A 19,965-nucleotide genomic window follows, 5' to 3' on the forward strand; every position below is an offset into this window, starting at 1 on the left:
CTTGGTCTTCCATTATCCTGTGAGTACTTATCTTCTACTAACTTATATATGAAATCAAATTTTATTGCTGCTTCTATTTTTCTTACTAAATGGTCTTCCGGCACCAAATCCTCTATTGCTACCATCTCTATTTGTCTTCTTGCATCTCTTTTCCTTTTGGTGATCACTTCTTTCACCTCCAAAAAAAAATCCAAGTAACCCCTATTTTTATTATACCAGGATTACTTGGACTTTGTCGACAGTCTGAAACAATCTGAGATAGATATCTCAGATTGTTTTTTATTTTATATTTATTTTTCCTTTTGAAGATTTTTTTATTTCATATAATAGTTCATCTGCTTTCTTTAAACACTGATATATTTTTAATGAGTTTTCACATACAACCCCACCAGACGAAAAAGTATATCCAACTTCTTTTTTAAAATCCTTATTTATTCTAAAAAGTATATCAAATAAATCTTTACTATTTATTGATTCAAAAATTAAAACAAATTCATCTCCTCCATATCTAAAAGTTTTATCCTCTCTTCTAATGTTTTTTAATACTATATTAGAAAAAGCTCTTATAATTTTATCTCCTTTGTCATGACCATAAGTATCATTAATTTTTTTAAAATCATCCATATCTATAAAAACGATCCCTATATTTTCTTTTCTGGATAATGTTAACGTCTCTATATATCTATCCAAACTCCTTCTATTGTAAAATCCTGTTAAAAAATCTTTTTCAGCTTCAAATCTTAAAGCATCTATAAATAATTTATTTTCCCATAATATTATTGTTTGTTTTGAAAAATAATCCAAAATATATAATTGATCCCTTGTAATCGGTTTAAGATTATATCTATTATCTGCTATTATAAAACCAAAATTTTTATTTTCACTTTTTAATGAACAAATTGCACATTCACCAATAATATTTAAAGCATTTGATATTTCAATAGGTAAAATCGAAGCAGGAATATGCATAGCTTTACCAGAATTTAATATCTCTTCAAATAAGGTATTTTTTGATATAATGTCTTCATTTATTTTAAATGATCTTATTTCTTCTTCTAATGAACTAAAATATTCACTACCTTTATAATTCTTTATTTTTTCCTCAAAGTCTATATTAGATTCTTCCATATATTTCCAAACTCTATGAGCTTCTTCTTCATTTTTAAATCCTAATGCCCTAAAAACTTCATAACTATCTCCTTTTTTTTGAAATAATATTGCTCTGTTAAATGATCCCCCTATGTTTACTGTAATTGCCGTCAAATAAATGAATATTAATTTATCAATATTTGTTTCTTTTTTTGCTGCTTCTTCCAAAAAAGTTCTTGAATTTAGCATTACATATGATAATCCACTACCTTTTAAAAAAGTTGAAACCATTTCCAATGAAATTAAAGGTGATGAATTTGAAATTATATAATACATTATTTCACTCTCAGATTTTAACAACAATTCATAATTTAATTTTAATTTTTTTTCTTTATATATTAGTTCTACTTGTTGCCTTTTAACTCCTTTCAAAATAACTATTTTTCTTATATTAAAAAATTTGAATATTCTTGCTATTCTAATAAATTTAAATATATTTTCTGGTACAAAATTAGGATTTTCACAAATATAAATATCTACGTCTATGGATTCTATAAATTTACTAATATTTTCAATCAAAAAATAAAAACCTATGTCAAATTGCGTACTATTTATATGTTTCTCATATAATTTTAATTTTTCTCGAATTCCAATGTCCATAATTATCACCTTGTTTAAATTGTAATTAAAATTTTAAAATAGAAACAATTAAAAAAATTTTTTCTGCTATAATTTATTATAACAGAAAACGGGGTGATTATATGAAAAAAATATTTTTATTTCTATTTTTAATATTCCAAATTTCAATTTTTCCATTTAATTTATTAAATAATTATGATTTTTATTTTTATTTTCACAATCCACAATTATTTTACCATAATTTATATAGTAATATTTCATTTTTTAGATATTTATATTCAAAAGAAGGAGCAGGACAAGAATCATTATATGAATATTTAATTAAAAATTTAAAAGATGATGAAATAAATGATGTAAATAAATTTATATCTTCAAATTTTTTGATTATATCTAACAATCATTTTGATATTAAAGATTTTTTCTGGATAAATCCTGCTCAGGATATAATAAAATTTCTTAAAAATTTTAATGGTTATATAATAACAGATTACAATAATCAGGAAAAGTTAATTAATTTGATAAAAAATCTTTTTAGTTATGAGGTAGAATATATTAAGCAGACAGGTGAATATTTAGTAAAAGAGCTCAATTTAAAAGTTTATTTAATAGGGGGACATATTATATTTTATAATGATTATATATCTTTAGAGAAAATATTTGAGTTATTGGATGATTTTAATTTAATAAAATTGAACATAAAAGATAATATTTATATATCATTTAAAAATCAGAAGTTTAATTATTTAGTTGAACCATTCCAGAAATTATATATGTCAAAATATTCTGATAATATTTCTGGGAATGTAAAAATAAATTATTATAATAAAGAAATTATTTTTAATGTAGAAAGCTCATTAAAAATAATAAGCATATCAAGATTTGATAAAAATTATAAAGTTTTTGGAGATTCATTAATTTACCTGAATTTAAATGAGATATCGGAGGTTTATAATATTACTTCAAAGATATTTTCGCCTATAGACGAATATTCTCGTAACTCATTAATGTATATTTTAAAATCGATTAAATATAAGGGGAATATATATTTGAGTGAATATTTTTCCAGAAAAGGTGATGGTATTTCTGTAATTATTCCTGGAGAAGTGTTTCTTGACAAAATAGAAGATAAAATGAAAAAATGGGGAATAGAAAGAAAAACTCTTGGAAACTATTTTTATTATTCTATTTATTATAATAATATAGGTTCTGCTATATATTTATATGTAAACAAAAATAGTATGATAATATCTTCAATAGCTCCATCTTTGATGAAATATTTAATAGTTAGTTCAAAAAAATTTTCAAATTTGAGAATTTTCGATTCAAATGATATTCCGGACAATATTTTGTATATATGGTATTCAAATATAAATGCTTTTTTTGAAGAATATATAGGAAATTCTGTGCCGGGTGAATTTATAATAATTAATGCATCAGATAATAATAGATTTATAGAAAAAATAATATTAAGGTAGGTGTTTATATGAATATATTAGCAAAGATTTTCGATAAAAACAAAAGGATTTTGAATAAATATAAAAAGGTAGTAGAAAAAATCAATTTATTGGAAGATACCATGGAAAAACTAACGGATGAGGAATTAAAAAATAAAACAGATGAATTTAAAGAAAGATTGAAAAATGGAGAGACTGTTGATGATTTATTGGTAGAAGCTTTTGCTGTAGTAAGAGAAACATCTAAAAGAGTCTTAAAAATGAGACATTTTGATGTTCAACTAATGGGAGGTATTGCATTACACGAAGGTAATATAGCAGAAATGAAAACTGGTGAAGGTAAAACATTGGTTGCGACATTACCTGTATATTTAAATGCTTTGAGTGGAAAAGGTGTGCATCTTGCAACACATAATGATTATCTGGCAAAAAGGGATGCGCAATGGATGGGGCCAGTATATGAATTTTTGGGTTTAAGCGTCGGTTTTATTCAAGCTGGAATGGAAAACGAAGATAGAAAAAAAGCATATCAATGCGATATCACTTATGGAACAGCAAATGAATTTGGATTTGATTATTTAAGAGATAACCTTGTATATGATTTAAAAGATAAGGTTCAAAGAGGTCATCATTATGTAATAGTTGATGAAGCAGATAGTATATTAATAGACGAAGCGAGAACACCATTGATAATATCCGGGCCATCAGATACTCCATCACATCTTTATACTAAATTTGCATCAATAGCAAGAAAATTAAGAAAAGATGAAGATTTTACGCTGGATGAAAAAAGTAAGGCTGTAATTTTAACTGATGATGGTATAGCAAGATTAGAAAAAATGCTTGGAATAGAAAATTTATACGATCCTAAAAATATACATTTCTTATTTCATACATTAAATGCATTAAAAGCCTTACACTATTTTAAAAGAGATAAAGATTATATTATTCAAAATGGCGAGATTATAATAGTTGATGAATTTACTGGAAGATTGATGCAGGGAAGAAGATATTCTGAAGGATTGCATCAGGCAATTGAAGCCAAAGAAGGAGTTAAAGTCAAAGAAGAATCATTAACATATGCAACTATAACATTTCAAAATTATTTTAGAATGTATGAGAAATTAGCTGGTATGACAGGTACTGCAAAAACTGAAGAAGATGAATTCAAACAAATTTACAATTGTGAGGTTGTTGTAATACCAACAAATAAGCCGGTAATAAGAAAAGATAAAAATGATTTAATATTTAAAACACAAAAGGAAAAGTGGAATGCCGTAGTAAAAGAAATAAGTGATAGACATAAAAAAGGTCAACCAATGCTGGTTGGTACAACTTCTATAGAAACAAGTGAGTTGTTGAGTCATATGTTAAAAAAAGAAGGTATTCCTCATAATGTATTAAATGCAAAATATCATGAAAAAGAAGCTGAAATTATAGCCCAGGCTGGTCAGAAGGGTATGATAACAATAGCCACAAATATGGCAGGTAGAGGAACTGATATTAAATTAGGTGAAGGTGTTGTAGAATTAGGTGGATTATATGTATTAGGGACTGAAAGACATGAAAGTAGGAGAATTGACAATCAGTTGATAGGTCGTTCTGGAAGGCAAGGGGATCCAGGGGAATCAAGATTTTTCCTTTCTTTTGAGGATGATTTATTAAGATTATTTGGTGGCGATAAATTAAAAAATATAATGAATACTTTAAAAATTGAAGATGGGCAACCTATTGAACATTCGTTGCTGAGTAAAATAATAAGAGATGCGCAGAAAAGAGTAGAAGGAATACATTTTTCTATAAGAAAAAGACTTTTTGAACTCGATTCTATTATGGATTATCAGAGATCATCAATATATTCTCATAGGGATTGGATATTAGGACAGGAAAATTATGATGAACATTTAAAGGAAATATTTGAGGATGTTGTCGATAGACTTGTTGAATCTTCCATAAATGAAGAGGAATTTGTGGATAAAGAAGAATTAATGAAAAAATTACAGATGTTTGGTATAGTTGAAAAGGTAGAATATGATAGTGTTGAAGAATGTAAGGATAAGGTATTTAAAATATTATGGGATAAATATCGTTCAAAAAAGAACGAGTTTGGAGATGAGTTCCAGAGAATAGCTAAATTTATAATGCTCAGAATAATTGATGAAAGATGGAGAAAACATCTTGAAGCAACGGAACATTTAAAAGAAGCTGTTAGCTTAAGAGCTTATGGACAAAAAGATCCGGCAATGGAATTTAAAAAGGAATCATATATTTTATTTGAAGAATTGATAAATAATATATATGATGACACTGTTTCTTATTTGTTAAGAATAATAAAAGTGGATACATCGAAAGAAGAGGAGGAAACAAAAAAGAAGATACATCAATTGAATTTTGTTCATAATGATACAAGTGTAATAAATAGAGCGGAAAAAAGAAAAGAGAAAAAGAAAACTCATAAAAGAATTAGAATAAAGAGGTGAAAAAATGCTTGATTATGAAGTGAAGGTAAAAATTGATGAATTACATGAGAAATTTAAAAATCTTCAGAATCTTTTTGATATAAATAAAACAAATTCGAGAATAAATGAGTTGGAAAAAAATATGACAGATCCGGATTTCTGGAATGATCAAAAACGTGCAGAAAAAATATCGAGAGAATTACAACACTTAAAGAATGAAAGAGAAGAATTTGAAAATCTCCAATCTTTATTTGAAGATCTTCAGGTTGCTATAGAATTTAGTGAGGAAGACCCTTCAATGGATGAACAGGCTCTTGAAATACTTAAAGAAATAGAAACAAAGGTAAAAAGTTTTGAACTGGCAATGTTATTATCTGGGAAATATGACTCAAATAATGTATTTTTAACGATTCATCCAGGAGCAGGAGGGACAGAATCACATGATTGGGCAGATATGCTACTTAGAATGTATACAAGATGGGCAGAAAAGAATTCATATAAAATAGAGATAATAGATTATTTGCCTGGTGATGAAGCCGGAATAAAAAGTGTTACAATAAAGATAAATGGATCCTTTGTTTATGGGAAATTAAAATACGAATCAGGAGTTCATAGATTAGTTAGAGTTTCTCCTTTTGATGCTGCAAATAGGAGACACACTTCCTTTGCATCCGTTTCAGTAACTCCAGAATTAGAAGAAGATATTGATATAGAAATAAGACCAGATGATTTAAAAATAGATACCTATAGAGCTGGAGGTGCAGGAGGACAACATGTTAATAAAACAGACTCTGCTGTTAGAATAACTCATTTACCTACAGGTATTGTGGTTGCCTGTCAAAATGAACGATCTCAACATCAGAATAAAGCAACAGCCATGCAAATTTTAAAAGCCAGACTTTTTGAACTTGAAATGAAAAAGAAAATGGAAGAAAAATTAAAGTTGATGGGTGATATGAAGGATATATCATGGGGAAATCAAATAAGATCTTATGTGTTGTATCCTTATAAAATGGTTAAGGATCATAGAACAAATTACGAAACATCAAACGCTGATGCTGTATTAGATGGTGATTTAGATGGATTTATAGAAGCAGAACTTCTGTATTTTGCAAAATTAAATAAAGAATAATTATAAAATATGGCCGTGGTTCATGGCCATATTTTACTTATGAAAATTTAATCAATCTCTTTTGTATAAAATTTTACCAACTCTATCTATATGCTCTTTTAGTTCTTTGCTATCTATTTTATTATAAATTATTAAATCTATTCCATATGGAATTTCAAGTTTTTCAATTTCAACCTGAATTGAGACAATATCATTTATGTTTAGAACTTCTCCATATAGTGCTATATCTATATCCGAACCATTTTTAAAATTTTCCTTTGCTCTTGAGCCAAATAAAACAACCTTTTTTATTTTTTTGTTGTTAGAAAATATTTTAATAAGGTCTTTCCGGAGCTTTTTTTTATTCCAAATTTCATTAATCCTCATTCCTTTTTAAACTTTCTAATTTTTGAATTAATTTTTTAAATTCATCATAATAAAGATTAATAATTAAATCAACTATTTCATCTGCTGTACTTTCGTCATATGTATGGCTCGTCAAATTTCTACTTAATATCATTTTCATCCATATATCTCCATTAATTATAATCCTATTTTTAAAAGCGTCTCTTATCGCATCTCTTGAACCATATATATTAAAGTTTCCTTTATTCTCAAAAAAATCTTTCAATGTTTTCCAGGCTAATTCATGTGTATATTCAAAACTTTGAATTAATCCTTGCTTTTCCAATATAGAAAGATCTCTTTCTTTCGAAAGCTTAACTGCATTGCTTAATTGATTAAAAGCTTTTTTAAGATTTTGAAATCTTTGAATCCATCTAATGTCTTTCATTATTCTCACCAACATACTTAAAATCTATATTCCACCCCAATATTAAAGTTATAATAAAATTCATCCTTGTTTGATGGTTTAAATATTTTCATATCGTAATTGTCGCTTTCTGAGGTATCCACAAGTTCTAACTTGTTTTTCGTATATCTCAAATTCATACCATTAAATATTTTTAATCCATAAAAAGGATAATCAACTTTTAAACTAAAATCATATTTATGCTCTAATATTTTATCATCTAAAAATTTTGTTCCCTGACCTCCTTCTGTCCATGTTGTATATTCTCCCCATGGATTTGCCGGTGATTTACTTCCAGAAATAACATATTCAAAACTTCCATTTATATTTATATTTTGAATTTTATTTTCATATATCGCCATAAATGCTATATTGTTTTCACCATTATAATATCCTATATAATTCTCTTCATTGGGTATTGTTTTTCCATTAATATCAACATCAGGATAATATGTATATCCATAATATTTATTTGTTCCATTTCCAGACGGTTGAAATGTATATTTTGTAGCTCCTGCACTGTATAATCCAAATGCACCATACTTTGTTTTTATTTTGCCTCCAAAACTCCATGCGATTTTATCCGGATTTTGGTAAGCCTCTGGATCTAAAATTCTATTTGCATTTATATCATCAACCAAAATTTGACCGTAATAATAAAGGGTTTCATTTTTATAGTCTAACATAAACCCCATTATTGAATTTGCGTTATATCCATGATACCATGGTTTTCCAGAAGATATATTTACATATTGAACAAAAAAGTTTGGTATTACATTTAAAAAATATTCTATATCAAATGCTGTATTTACATAAACGGCTGATTCTTCATATGCAAATCTAAAGTTCCCAATTTTTAATCCATATGTTTTAAAATTCGCTCCTCTATCTTTATAACCAAGTTGAGACTGCCTGTTTAATTCAATATATCTTGTTTCATAAAAAAACGATTCATCTTCATAATTGAAATCTATAATAACAGATGATAATCCTTTAGAGGAAATGTACAATGAATATGGTGAATCTACAATATCATAATGTTGCAATCGTCCAAATCTTAATTTATAATTGTCAAAATCAATAGAAACTCCACCATTTTTCATATAGAAATAATAGCCTTCATAAAAAGCATTTTCTAACCCGCTTAAATTGTATTTGTCATCATTATAAGCATTTAATTCTCCTAAAAAATTAAAACCTTTAAAATCATGTGTAACTTTAAAAGTAAAACCTTGAAATGATTTTATATTATTCATATTATTGTCCATTCGTAACGAAAAATTAAAACCATAAGTTATTAAAGAAATTGCACTAATTAATATAATAAGAATACTTTTCTTCAACTTAAAACCCCGCCTTTTTAATATTTTTTTCAAAGTTCTTTAACTCTCTTAAATCATTTTCTGGCAATTTTCTGTTTACAAGATAAAATAGGTTAGAAATTAGTCTGTGCAATGTCATATCATTTATTCTATTACCTTTTTTTACCAAATTCCATTTTGGAGAAATTTTAAAAATTTTATCAAAAACATCAGGATATTCAAAATTTCCTTCGAAAGCTATATCAAAAACAATAGAATTTTCTGGTATATATTTTGTTGGTATTATAAATTTTTCTGATGGAACAGCAGAAATAATTATATCAGAAATAGAAACAAATTTCATAATATCCTCATAATCTGTATATTTTTGACAAACTCTAACACTTGCATTTTCATTTAACATCATCAAAGCAAGAGACCTTCCAACAGCAAGAGAATCATTAATAACTACAATTTTTTTACCTTCTAATTTGAACGGATTTTCAAATAAATTATCTGGGTATATTCCGTTAATTTTAAAATGATTTTCATAAACCAAATAATTTCTTTTTAATACATATAATATTCCTTTCGCAGTAGGAGGTATAACCAATTTTCTTAAATTCTCATTGTCACTATAAAATTCATGCTGAACCAGATACCCCATATATTCGTGATTTAATCCCTCAACATCTTTTTCGATGGACACTAAATTCATAAAATAGGTATCTTTTATATTAAATGGAGTAGGATACATGACAATAATACCGTGAGTATTATTGTCATTATTATAATACATAATTTTTTTCTCCAATTCTAATTTACTCGAAACATTATCAAGAACAAAATTTATATTGTATTTTTTACAGATATTCTTAATTCCTTTTGCATAAGAAATACTTCCAGCATCATCAGAAGTCAATATGCAGGTTAACTGAGGTATAATATTATTTTTTTTGTATAATTCGATATTTTTTTTAAAAATTGGCTCATCAAAAGTACGAATTAAATATGCGATATCGAATAATTTATTTTCGAAATCCATCACCCCCAAAACTTTTTTGAAAATTTCAATTATTTATCATCATCAAGCATAATAAAGTCTTCATTTTCATCAATATCAACGCTGTCCATGATTTTTTTCCATTCTTCTTCAACCTTTTCCAGTTCATCATCATCTTCAACAGCATCTAAAAATAACTCGCCGTTATTTTCATTAACCTTAAAAGCAACAGTATCTCCCAGGATAATATCTTCACTATCTTCCTCTCTAAATGCTTCATAACAGATCCAGTATTTTTTGCCTTCGATATTTAATTCTTCCACAAACATAAAATTATATTCATTGCCATCTTCTCCTGTAATTGTGAAAAATTCCAATCTATCCATATATATCCCTCCAAAATTTAATATTTTCTATTATTTATAGATATACTTTCTGAACATTCTATTATTATTTTAAAATAAAAATATGAAATTCCAGTGTCTAAAATATGATATAATATAAAAGAATAAGGGGGTTTTAGTTTTGAATTTATTAGAAATGCGTATTAAGGGTTTTAAAAGTTTTGCAAAAAATATAATATTAAATCTAAATGCAAATATTGTTAGCGTAGTTGGACCAAATGGCTCTGGCAAATCCAACATAGTAGATGCTTTAAGATGGCTTCTTGGAGAACATTCTTCTAAACAGATAAGGATTTCGGAAAAATACGATGTTATATTTGGAGGATCAGAAAAATATCCACCATCAAAAAAAGCAGAGGTTTTTATAAAAATAAAAGATGTAAATGGAAAAATCAGAACAATAGGTAAAATATTAACAATAGACGGAAAAACTCAATATAAAATAGATAATAGAAATGCAAGATTAAAAGATATTTTTGATGTTATTGGTGGATCAGGTGTGGGGAAATCTTTTTATTCGATTATATCTCAAGATCAGGTTAGAGAATTAGTTTCAGCTTCTTCAGATCAATTAAGAACTATAATAGAGGATGCGGCAGGAATAAAAATATATCTGGATAAGAAAGAAATTGCATTGAAAATGTTAAATCAAACAAAAGAAAATTTAGAAAGACTAAATGATGTTTTATATGAAGTTGAAAAAAGAGTTAGATCGTTGTCCAATAGAGCTTCAAGAGCAAAAAAACATGTGGAATATAGTAATGAATTAAAGGTTATAGGAACAAAATACTATGGAGCGAAAAGTTTATCTATAGACAAAAAAATAAAGGATATAGATGATAAAATAAAAAATAACAGGTTGAAAATAAAAGAGTATCTTTCTGAAAGCTTTGAAGTGGAGAGATTATATAAAGAGCTTAGAAAAGAAATTGAGGAAAAGGAAGAGCAATTATCAATATATGGAGAAAAGATCGAAAATTTCAGACAGAGATTAAAATCATATGAAGAAATGAAATTACATCTTGAGAAAGAGATTAATGATTTAAATTCTAAAATTGTTGAAAAGGATTGGGAAAGGAAAAGATTTGAAGAAGATTTGCAGAAAAATAAAAAAAGATATGGAGAAATAAATGATTTGCTTGGGAAATATGAAAGTGAGATTGAAACGTATATAAAAGAGATTAAAACAATAGAAGAAGAAAAAAGAAAAATAGAGAGTTCTATTTCAGAAGAAATGAATAAATTGACAGAGTTAAAAGAAAATATAAAAAAGACAAATAATGAATTAAAAAATCTTGAAAGTAAAAAAAATAAATTAATTAATGAACTGGCTGATAAAGAAGAGAGATTAAATTTTTTAAATGTAGAAAAAGATAATCTTGGAAAAACTATAGAAAAGCTCGAAAAAAATTTAAAAAGGATTGAAACAGAATTAAAAACAATAACAAAAAAAGAGGAAAAATTAAATGCAGAAATATATGAAAAAAACATAGTAGTGGAAGAATTACATACTAAATTAACTAATATATATAATTATTTGAAAAAGCTAAAACATGATAAAGATATAACAGAGAGAAAAATACAAAATCTGTCATTTCAAATTACAGAATATGAAGGATTTTCTTTTGCGATAAAAAAATTATTTGAAGCATTTCATAAAGAGGAAAATTTAATAGATGTTGTTTTAAATTTAATTGAAGTTCCTGAAGAACTTGAAACAGCAGTGATGATGGTTGCAGGGTATAGATTGCAAAATGTAGTTGTAAAAAATTCAAGATATGTATCAACATATATAAATTATTTAAAAGCGGAACAAGCTGGGAGGATCACATTTATTCCTCTTGATTTAATCAATCCAAGGATAAAAAAATATAAAGAATTAAGCAATGAGCCAGGATTTTATGGATATATTATAGATTTAATAAATTATAAAAAAGATTATGAAAAAGCAATACAATATATATTTGGTAATGCCGTTGTAGTCGATGCACTAAATACCGCTTTAAACATTAAAAACAATTATAAAAATATTTCTTTGACTATAGCCACTATTGATGGAGAAATAATAAATACATCAGGAGCGATAACAGGTGGTAAATCAAAAGGAAATAATTCAACGTTATTATTGTCAAGAAAAAGAGAATTACAGGATTTAAAAGAAAATTTAAAAGAAATTGAAGAAGAAATAAAGGTAAAAGAAGAAGAATTAAAAAAAGTAGAATATGAATATAAAAAGAATTCCTTAGAATTAAAAAAGCTGGAGGATAAACTGAATGAAATAAAATATGATAGATTAAATGGAGCGAATTCATATAAAGAATTTAAAAACAATTACGAATCTGCTAGAAAAAGATATAATGAGATTATAAATAGAATAGATTCTTATGAAATACGACAAGAAGAAATAAAGGAAGAATTAGTTGATATTGATAATATGATTTTAGAAAACACAGAAAAAATAAGTTATTTAGAAATAAAAATATCTGAAATAGAGAAAACAAATCACACAACACATGAGGAACTGCGGTTAAAAATAGCTAAATTAGATGAATTGAATCTATATAAAAACTCAATAGAAACAAAAATATCCGAATATTCCTCTGAAAAAACAAAAATAAAAAATGAGATAAATACAATAAATAATACAATAGAAGAGATAAATAATCTATTAAACGAATTAAAAATACAGATAAACAGGAAAAAAAGCGATTTGGTGGAGTATGAAAAGGAAATAAAATCCATGAATAACGAAATAGAAAATGCATTTAAAATGTTGAAAATGAGTAGAGAGGGAAAAACTGAAAAATTTAGCGAACTTGAAAAATATGAACACAAAAAAAATGAATTAAAGGATAAGATTGATGAATTAAAAAATATATCCCATGATCTGGATTTGGAAATACAAAATTTAAAACATGAAAAAGACTTTTTAATAGAAAAGGCTAAAAATGTTGGTATAGAATTGTCTGATTTTATATATGAAGAATTATCTGAAATGGAAATATTAGCTCTTGAAAGAAGAATAGAAGACATAAAAAAAGCATTAAAACATATAGGTAGTGTTGATTTGGGAGTTTTAGATGAATATGAAATGGTAAAAAGTGAATTAGACGATAGACGAAAACAAAAAGAAGATATCTTACAATCAATAAAATCTCTAAAAGAAGGCATAGAAAAGATAGATAATGAAGCTGAAGAAAAATATTTAAATACATTTAATCTTGTTAATGAAAAATTTGGACAATTTATAAAAGAATTGTTTGTTGGTGGAGATGGAGTGCTAAAAATGGTTGGAGAAGGTAAATCATTTGAAAAAGGAGTTGAAATATCTGTAAAGAAACCCGGTAGAAATTTTCAAAAATTACAATTATTCTCTGGGGGTGAGAAAGCTTTAATAACTTCCGCATTTTTATTTGCTCTAATGAATGTTAATCCGAGTCCTTTTTATTTATTGGATGAAATAGATGCGCCTCTTGATGATATAAATGCAGGGAAACTTGCAAAGCTGATAAAAAATCATGCTCAAAAAACGCAATTTATAATAATAACGCACAATAAATTGATGATGGAAATAGGTGAGATTTTTCATGGAATAACAATGAGACATGGTGTTTCTCAAGTTGTTCCTGTCGATTTTAAATTTATAGAAAAGTTAGAAACCACATAAAAAATTAATATAAAATTTATTTATCAGCCCTTGATTCAAATAAATCAAGGGCTTTTTATTTTGTGTGATAGATATAAAATAAAGATTATTTCGGTATTTTAGAAATGGGTAATAGAAATTTTTTTAATATGTTATTACAACTGATTAACTCACATTATAAGTAGATATGTAAAATTATTTAAGCATATCTTTCTAATATATTACTTGTAATATTTTGATAATAAGTATATAATACTAAATATAAATACAACAAAAACAAAAAACTGAAAAAGTTTTTTATTTTATTTTTCTAAAGGGGGGAAAGAAATGATAACGTTTAGTTATGACTATGTGAAACCCAAAACACTAGACGAAGCCCTGGAAATACTAAATAAAGAAGATGCTTATCCTATCCTGGGTGGAACTGACTTAATTGTGAAAATGAGAGCAGGAAGAATTAAACCAAAATTAGTAGTTGATTTAAAGGGAATTGATGAACTATTTCATGTAGATTTTTCAAAAGATGCAGGATTAACTTTTGGTGCTGGACTAAAACTCAATGTATTAATTGAAGAATTCAGTTATATTAAAGAGTATTATCCAACATTGTATCAGGGAATCAGAGTTGTCGGAGGATATCAAACCCGCAATAGAGGAACTGTAGTTGGAAATATTTGTAATGCTTCTCCAGCCTCAGATACAGCCCCGGCTTTACTTACATATGATGCCGAATTGACATTAGTTTCATTAAACGGAGAAAGAAAAGTTAAGATAAAAGATTTCTTTACTGGACCTGGAAAGACAGTGTTAGAAAAGGGTGAAATAGTTAAATCTATACATATACCATATGAAGGTGAAAGTGTTGGAAGGTATTATAAAGTCTCAAGGATTAAAGCTGTTGATCTTTCTACAATAGGAATGGCGCTAACAATTATTGATCCAAAAGGGAAAAGAGATATTAGAGTTGCTTTAGCTTCAGTAGCTCCAACACCTGTAAGAATTTTTGAAGCTGAAGAATTTATAAAAGATAAAGAATTAACAATGAAAAACGTGGAAGAATTTGCTCAAATTATTCATGATAGTGTTAACCCTATAACAGATGCAAGAGGTACTGCAGAATATAGAAAAAGAATGGCTAAAATATTACCAATTAAATTATTAAGAGAATTGAATATGATAAAGGAGGGATTATAATGAAAATTGCTTTTACTGTAAATAATGAAAATATTGAAGTGGAAGTAAAACCAAATGAGACCCTCCTCGATGTTCTAAGAGAGAAATTGTATTTAACAGGTGCAAAAGAAGGCTGTGGAAATGGAGAATGTGGAGCATGTACTGTTATATATAATGGAAGACCTGTGAATTCATGTTTGGTTTTGGCTCCTGAGGCTGATGGTGCTGTTATCGAAACAGTTGAAGGATTGACAAAGGATAATAAACTACATCCAATTCAGGAAGCATTTATAGAAGCAAATGCATTTCAATGCGGTTATTGTACTCCAGGCTTTATAATGTCCACAAAAGCTATGCTGGAAAAAATACCAAATCCTACAAAAGAAGTTATTGTAGAAAGATTGGCAGGAAATTTATGTAGATGTACAGGGTATACTGTTATTTTAGATGCTGTTAAATTAGCTGCCCAGAAAATGGGAGGTGCAGAATAATGAAATATGAATATAAACCACCAATTAAATTTGAATATGTTGGAAAACCTATGAACAGAGTTGACGGATTCGAAAAAGTTACCGGAAATGCAAAATATGTAACTGATATGTTTTTCCCGAATATGCTTTATGCTGCAGTTAAAAGAAGCCCTATACCTCATGGGATTATTAAAAAAATTGATACTTCAAAAGCAGAAGCATTGCAAGGCGTAAGAGCCATTGTTACTGGAAAAGATGTTCCATATAGACAGGGAATATATCTTGTTGATAGACCAATAATTACACCAGATAGAGTTAGATATGTTGGAGAACCAGTAGCAGCTGTAGCGGCTGATTCTCTTGAAATTGCAAGAAGAGCTGTTGAACTAATAGAAGTAGAATATGAAGAACTGCCAACTGTTCAAGATCCTAGAGAATCAATGAAGGGCGAAGTTCTAATACATCCAGATTTAGCTAATTATGAAAGATTACCGATTTATAATATTGAACCTGAAAAAAATGTTTTTCATCATCATAAAACAAGAAAAGGAGACGTTGAAAAAGGATTTAAAGAAGCAGATGTTATTGTTGAAGGTGATTATTATCTACCTCAAATGTATCATGCGCCACTTGAACCACATGCAGCAATTTCTTTCTGGGATTATAACGAAAAATTGACTGTATGGTCAAGTGCACAATCTCCATTTACATTAAGAAACTTAATTGCTGTTGCATTTAAAATCCCAAGACATAAAGTTAGAGTTATTGCTCCATATGTGGGTGGAGGATTTGGTGGAAAAGCTGGTATAAATATGGAAGGTATTGTAATTGCATTATCAGAAAAAGTAAAAGGAAGACATATAAAATTAGTATATACAAGAGAAGAAGATATCTCAGCTGTTGTTAGACAAGCTATGTATGCCCATGTAAAAACGGGAGTTACTAAAGAAGGAAAAATAGTTGCAATGGAAGCAACGTTAATTTTCGATGGTGGAGCATATGCGGAATATGGAACTAATGTTGTTAGAGCTGCAGGATATACATTGCCTGGGGGATACTATGTTCCAAACTTAAAAACGGACTCATATGGCGTATACACCAACCATTTCCTTGGTGGAGCTTTTAGGGGATTTGGACATGGTGAATTACATTGGGCAACAGAAAGAAATTTAGATGAAGTCGCTCAAAAGTTAGGAATGGATCCACTTGAATTAAGATTGAAGAACGTTCTAAAACCAGGGTTAACTAATTCAATGGGACAAACTATACATCATGATACAGGCGATATTGAAGCTTGTTTTAAAAAAGCTGCAGAATTGATAGAATATGATAAAAAATCAAAACAACCTGAGAATCCAAGAAAGGTTAGAGGAAAAGGAATCGCTGGACTAGTTAAAGCACCAGCTATGCCAACAAATGCCGGTTCTGCTGTAATAATAAAATTCCATGAGGATGCTACAGTCACGTTACAAGCAAGTATTCAGGAAATTGGTCAAGGCTTCAATACTGCTGTTACTCAAATGGCTGCAGATGCTCTACACATCTCGCCAGACAAAATACATTTCGTAATGCCTGTTGATACAGATGTAAACCCATATGAATGGCAGACTGTTGCTTCAAGAGCATTATGGACAGTTGGAAATGCATTATATAGAGCTGCAGAAGATGCTTTAAATCAAATTAAAGATACAGCATCCAAAGTATTGGGTGTTGCTCCACATAATCTTGAAGTTGAAGACGATAGAGTTTATGTTAAATATAGACCTGAGAAATATATTTTATTAAAAGATATCGTTATGGGGTACACTTATCCAGATGGTCATGCAATTGGAGGTCCTGTAATAGGAAGAGGAAGTTTTGTCCCTGAAATGTTAACAAACCTTGATCTTGAAACAGGCCAGGGAAATGCAGCTGCTGAATGGACATTTGGTGCTCAAGCTGCTGAAGTAGAAATTGATTTAGATACTGGAGAACTTAAGATGCTCAAATTAGTTGGTGTTTTTGATGCTGGAACAATTATTAATCCTATTACTGCAGGAGGACAGGTTGTTGGTGGGATGATTCAGGGTATGGGACCTGCATTATTTGAAGGAGTTAAATACAATGACAAAGGTTATCCATTAACTGTATCTTTTACAGATTATAAAATACCAACAATTGCTGATATCCCTGATGAAATAAAATATGATTTTGTTCAAACATTTGAAGAATCTTCTCCATTTGGGGCAAAAGGTGTTGGAGAACATCCTATGATTTCTGTTCCGCCAGCAATTGCTTCAGCAATATATGATGCACTTGGAGTAAATGTTAATGAATTACCATTAACAGCAGATAAAATCTTAAATGCTTTAGATAAAAAAAATAATAATTAATTTATATGTCTATCCAAATCTTTTTTAGGAGGGGAGAAACATGAGCGAAAGCGAATATTTGAATATCGTTCCACAGGAAGATAGAAGTAAAGGTATGGGAACTGGGGGATTAATATTACTTGGATTACAACATACCTTTACAATGTTTGGTGCAACAGTTTTGGTTCCTTATTTGACAGGAATTCCTGTTAACGTTGCTTTATTTACCGCTGGTCTTGGGACGTTATTATTTCATTGGATTACTAAATGGAAAGTACCAGTCTTTTTAGGTTCGAGTTTTGCATATATTGCACCAATAATAGCGGTTACAATGCACTATATGAAAGAAGCAGGTTTGCAATATGGAAATATTCAGGATGCAGTAAATGCAGGGGTAGATCTGAAACCATATCTAGCATATGCAACAGGAGGTATCTTTTTAGCTGGTTTGGTTAAATTTGGTTTTGGATGGCTTATAAAGCTCATAGGAATTAGACGATTTGAAAAGTTATTCCCGCCTGTAATATCTGGAACAATGATTATATTAATTGGTTTAATCTTGAGCCCTGTTGCAGTGAATATGGCAAGCGGTAATTGGTGGATAGCATTAGTATCGTTATTTACAGCTATTATAGTTAGATTATATACAAGAGGATTTAGTAGGTTAATTCCTGTTATTTGGGGGATTATCGTGGGCTATATTGTTGCAGCTATTACTGGAAATGTTCATTTTGCAGAAGTCGGAACAGCTGGATGGGTAGGATTCCCGAAAATTTATTTACCAAAATTTTCATGGTATGCTGCTGCTGCAATAGTTCCAGTAGCTATTGCTCCATCAGTAGAACACTTTGGTGATGTTTTTGCAATATCTGCAGTTGTAGGGAAAAAATTCTATGAAGATCCAGGAATGCATAGAACATTAATGGGCGATGGATTGGCAACATCATTGGGTGGATTCTTAGGTGGCCCTGCAAATACAACATATAGTGAAAACACTGGAGTTTTAGCATTCACAAAAGCTTTTAACCCATGGATTATGAGAATCGCTGCATTTTTTGCGATATTAATGGCTATGATACCAAAAGTTGGAGCAATTGTCAGATCAATCCCTGTTCCTGTAATGGGTGGAATAGAAATATTATTATTCGGTATGATTGCAAGTATTGGTGCAAAAACTTTAATTAATAATCAAGTAAAAGTTGAAGGAAAGAATTTAGTAACAATGTCATTAATGTTAGTTACTGGTTTAGGTGGAGCTGTATTTCAAGCTGGGAACTTTGCATTACAAGGGTTAGGACTTGCTGCTGTAGTTGGTATAGTTGTTAATGGTATATTATCTTTAACCGGTGCATCTAACGAATAATTCTTAGTGAGGTTTAAAATGGTTGAAATATCAAATACGACTTTTGCTAAAAAAGGATATGCTAAAAGTTTTTTCAAAACCAGACATTCAAATTATTTTTTGTTTGATGATGATGACATTTTTACAATTTCCACTTATGATAATAGGGTTGGGGCTTTGGGGATGGTCGCCCCTCCCCATTTTTTGAAATTTTCAACATTAAAAATTGAAAATAATTATTTGATATTTGATGATAAATTTATTTTGAAGGATTTTGCTATTTATAATCCTAAAATTAATAAAATTATTTTCTACGAAACATACAATAAAGTAAAAAATGTACTGAAAAACAGATTAGATTATAGAATTTACAATAAAATTATTGGTTCTTTAGAAAATAGTTCCTTTATTGATTTAATAGGTTTTGGACCAGGATTAACTCCGTTATTTGACGATATTCTATCTGGAATATTATTGTTAAATTATTTTTACAACAAAAAGTTAGATTATAAAACTATATTAAAAATAGCAAAAACAAGAACAAATAATCTTTCTTATTTTCAAATGAAATACGCCACAAATGGTTATGCACCAAAACCTGTTAAATTATATTTAGAAAATATTAATAAGGCTGCATTGTTAAACATGGGGGATACTTCAGGATTAGGTTGGATGTTAGGTATATCATTTTTCATTGATTTGGAGGGATAAA

At 28.3% G+C, this 19,965-nt stretch carries 15 protein-coding genes; 9 read left to right on the plus strand and 6 right to left on the minus strand.

Features of this window, described 5'->3' with window-relative positions; all coding sequences use genetic code 11:
• Positions 1-279 precede the first annotated feature (279 nt).
• Positions 280-1,749 carry a GGDEF domain-containing protein gene (locus tag X275_RS10970; RefSeq protein WP_052913531.1) on the minus strand — a complete coding sequence of 490 codons (1,470 nt, stop codon included), beginning with the start codon at positions 1,747-1,749 and terminating at the stop codon, positions 280-282.
• Positions 1,750-1,850: 101 nt separating this feature from the next.
• Here X275_RS10970 and X275_RS02160 point away from each other — a divergent pair, with 101 nt between their 5' ends.
• Genes X275_RS02160 through prfB form a run of 3 tightly spaced genes read left to right on the plus strand, consistent with a single transcriptional unit; the run spans position 1,851 to position 6,773 of the window.
• Positions 1,851-3,203: a hypothetical protein gene (locus X275_RS02160; RefSeq protein ID WP_047267323.1), complete on the plus strand. Its 1,353-nt coding sequence runs from the start codon at positions 1,851-1,853 to the stop codon at positions 3,201-3,203.
• 8 nt (positions 3,204-3,211) lie between these two features.
• The gene (gene secA, locus X275_RS02165) at positions 3,212-5,662 is read left to right on the plus strand and encodes a preprotein translocase subunit SecA (protein WP_047267324.1); all 2,451 of its coding nucleotides are present in this window, start codon (positions 3,212-3,214) and stop codon (positions 5,660-5,662) included.
• Between the two features lie 4 nt (positions 5,663-5,666).
• Positions 5,667-6,773, plus strand: a complete 1,107-nt coding sequence (gene prfB / locus X275_RS02170; RefSeq protein ID WP_047267325.1) for a peptide chain release factor 2 — start codon at positions 5,667-5,669, stop codon at positions 6,771-6,773.
• 51 nt (positions 6,774-6,824) lie between these two features.
• On the opposite strand, the gene X275_RS02175 is transcribed toward prfB, so the two are convergent.
• From X275_RS02175 to X275_RS02195, 5 genes are read right to left on the minus strand one after another with little or no spacing between them, the layout of a single operon-like run.
• On the minus strand, positions 6,825-7,139 hold the full coding sequence (locus X275_RS02175; protein WP_052913533.1) for a nucleotidyltransferase domain-containing protein: 315 nt from the start codon (positions 7,137-7,139) through the stop codon (positions 6,825-6,827).
• A complete protein-coding gene (locus tag X275_RS02180; RefSeq protein WP_047267326.1) occupies positions 7,129-7,545 on the minus strand; it encodes a nucleotidyltransferase substrate binding protein in 417 nt (138 codons plus the stop codon). Before X275_RS02180 ends, X275_RS02175 begins: the two co-directional genes overlap by 11 nt.
• Before the next feature lie 17 nt (positions 7,546-7,562).
• On the minus strand, positions 7,563-8,906 hold the full coding sequence (locus X275_RS02185; RefSeq protein ID WP_052913535.1) for a hypothetical protein: 1,344 nt from the start codon (positions 8,904-8,906) through the stop codon (positions 7,563-7,565).
• A gap of 1 nt (position 8,907) precedes the next feature.
• Complete coding sequence (locus X275_RS02190; protein WP_047267327.1) at positions 8,908-9,909, minus strand: bifunctional 5,10-methylenetetrahydrofolate dehydrogenase/5,10-methenyltetrahydrofolate cyclohydrolase; 1,002 nt, start codon at positions 9,907-9,909, stop codon at positions 8,908-8,910.
• 29 nt (positions 9,910-9,938) lie between these two features.
• Entirely contained in the window at positions 9,939-10,253 is a 315-nt protein-coding gene (locus tag X275_RS02195; protein ID WP_047267328.1) for a DUF1292 domain-containing protein, read from the minus strand.
• A gap of 139 nt (positions 10,254-10,392) precedes the next feature.
• Between X275_RS02195 and smc the strand changes: the two genes are divergently transcribed.
• The 6 genes from smc to X275_RS02225 all read left to right on the plus strand — a co-directional run bounded on the left by smc (position 10,393) and on the right by X275_RS02225 (position 19,964).
• Positions 10,393-13,938 carry a chromosome segregation protein SMC gene (gene smc / locus X275_RS02200; RefSeq protein WP_047267329.1) on the plus strand — a complete coding sequence of 1,182 codons (3,546 nt, stop codon included), beginning with the start codon at positions 10,393-10,395 and terminating at the stop codon, positions 13,936-13,938.
• Positions 13,939-14,244: 306 nt separating this feature from the next.
• Positions 14,245-15,111, plus strand: coding sequence for an FAD binding domain-containing protein (locus X275_RS02205; RefSeq protein WP_047267330.1), 867 nt, complete (start codon positions 14,245-14,247; stop codon positions 15,109-15,111).
• Complete coding sequence (locus tag X275_RS02210) at positions 15,111-15,581, plus strand: (2Fe-2S)-binding protein (protein ID WP_047265813.1); 471 nt, start codon at positions 15,111-15,113, stop codon at positions 15,579-15,581. The genes X275_RS02205 and X275_RS02210 overlap by 1 nt, the downstream gene beginning before the upstream one ends.
• Positions 15,581-17,932 carry a xanthine dehydrogenase family protein molybdopterin-binding subunit gene (locus X275_RS02215; RefSeq protein WP_047267331.1) on the plus strand — a complete coding sequence of 784 codons (2,352 nt, stop codon included), beginning with the start codon at positions 15,581-15,583 and terminating at the stop codon, positions 17,930-17,932. Before X275_RS02210 ends, X275_RS02215 begins: the two co-directional genes overlap by 1 nt.
• Before the next feature lie 40 nt (positions 17,933-17,972).
• Complete coding sequence (locus X275_RS02220; RefSeq protein ID WP_052913538.1) at positions 17,973-19,274, plus strand: uracil-xanthine permease family protein; 1,302 nt, start codon at positions 17,973-17,975, stop codon at positions 19,272-19,274.
• Between the two features lie 18 nt (positions 19,275-19,292).
• A complete protein-coding gene (locus X275_RS02225) occupies positions 19,293-19,964 on the plus strand; it encodes an oxamate carbamoyltransferase subunit AllH family protein (RefSeq protein ID WP_047267332.1) in 672 nt (223 codons plus the stop codon).
• Position 19,965 lies beyond the last annotated feature (1 nt).

Source organism: Marinitoga sp. 1197, from assembly GCF_001021165.1.
GTDB lineage: Bacteria > Thermotogota > Thermotogae > Petrotogales > Petrotogaceae > Marinitoga.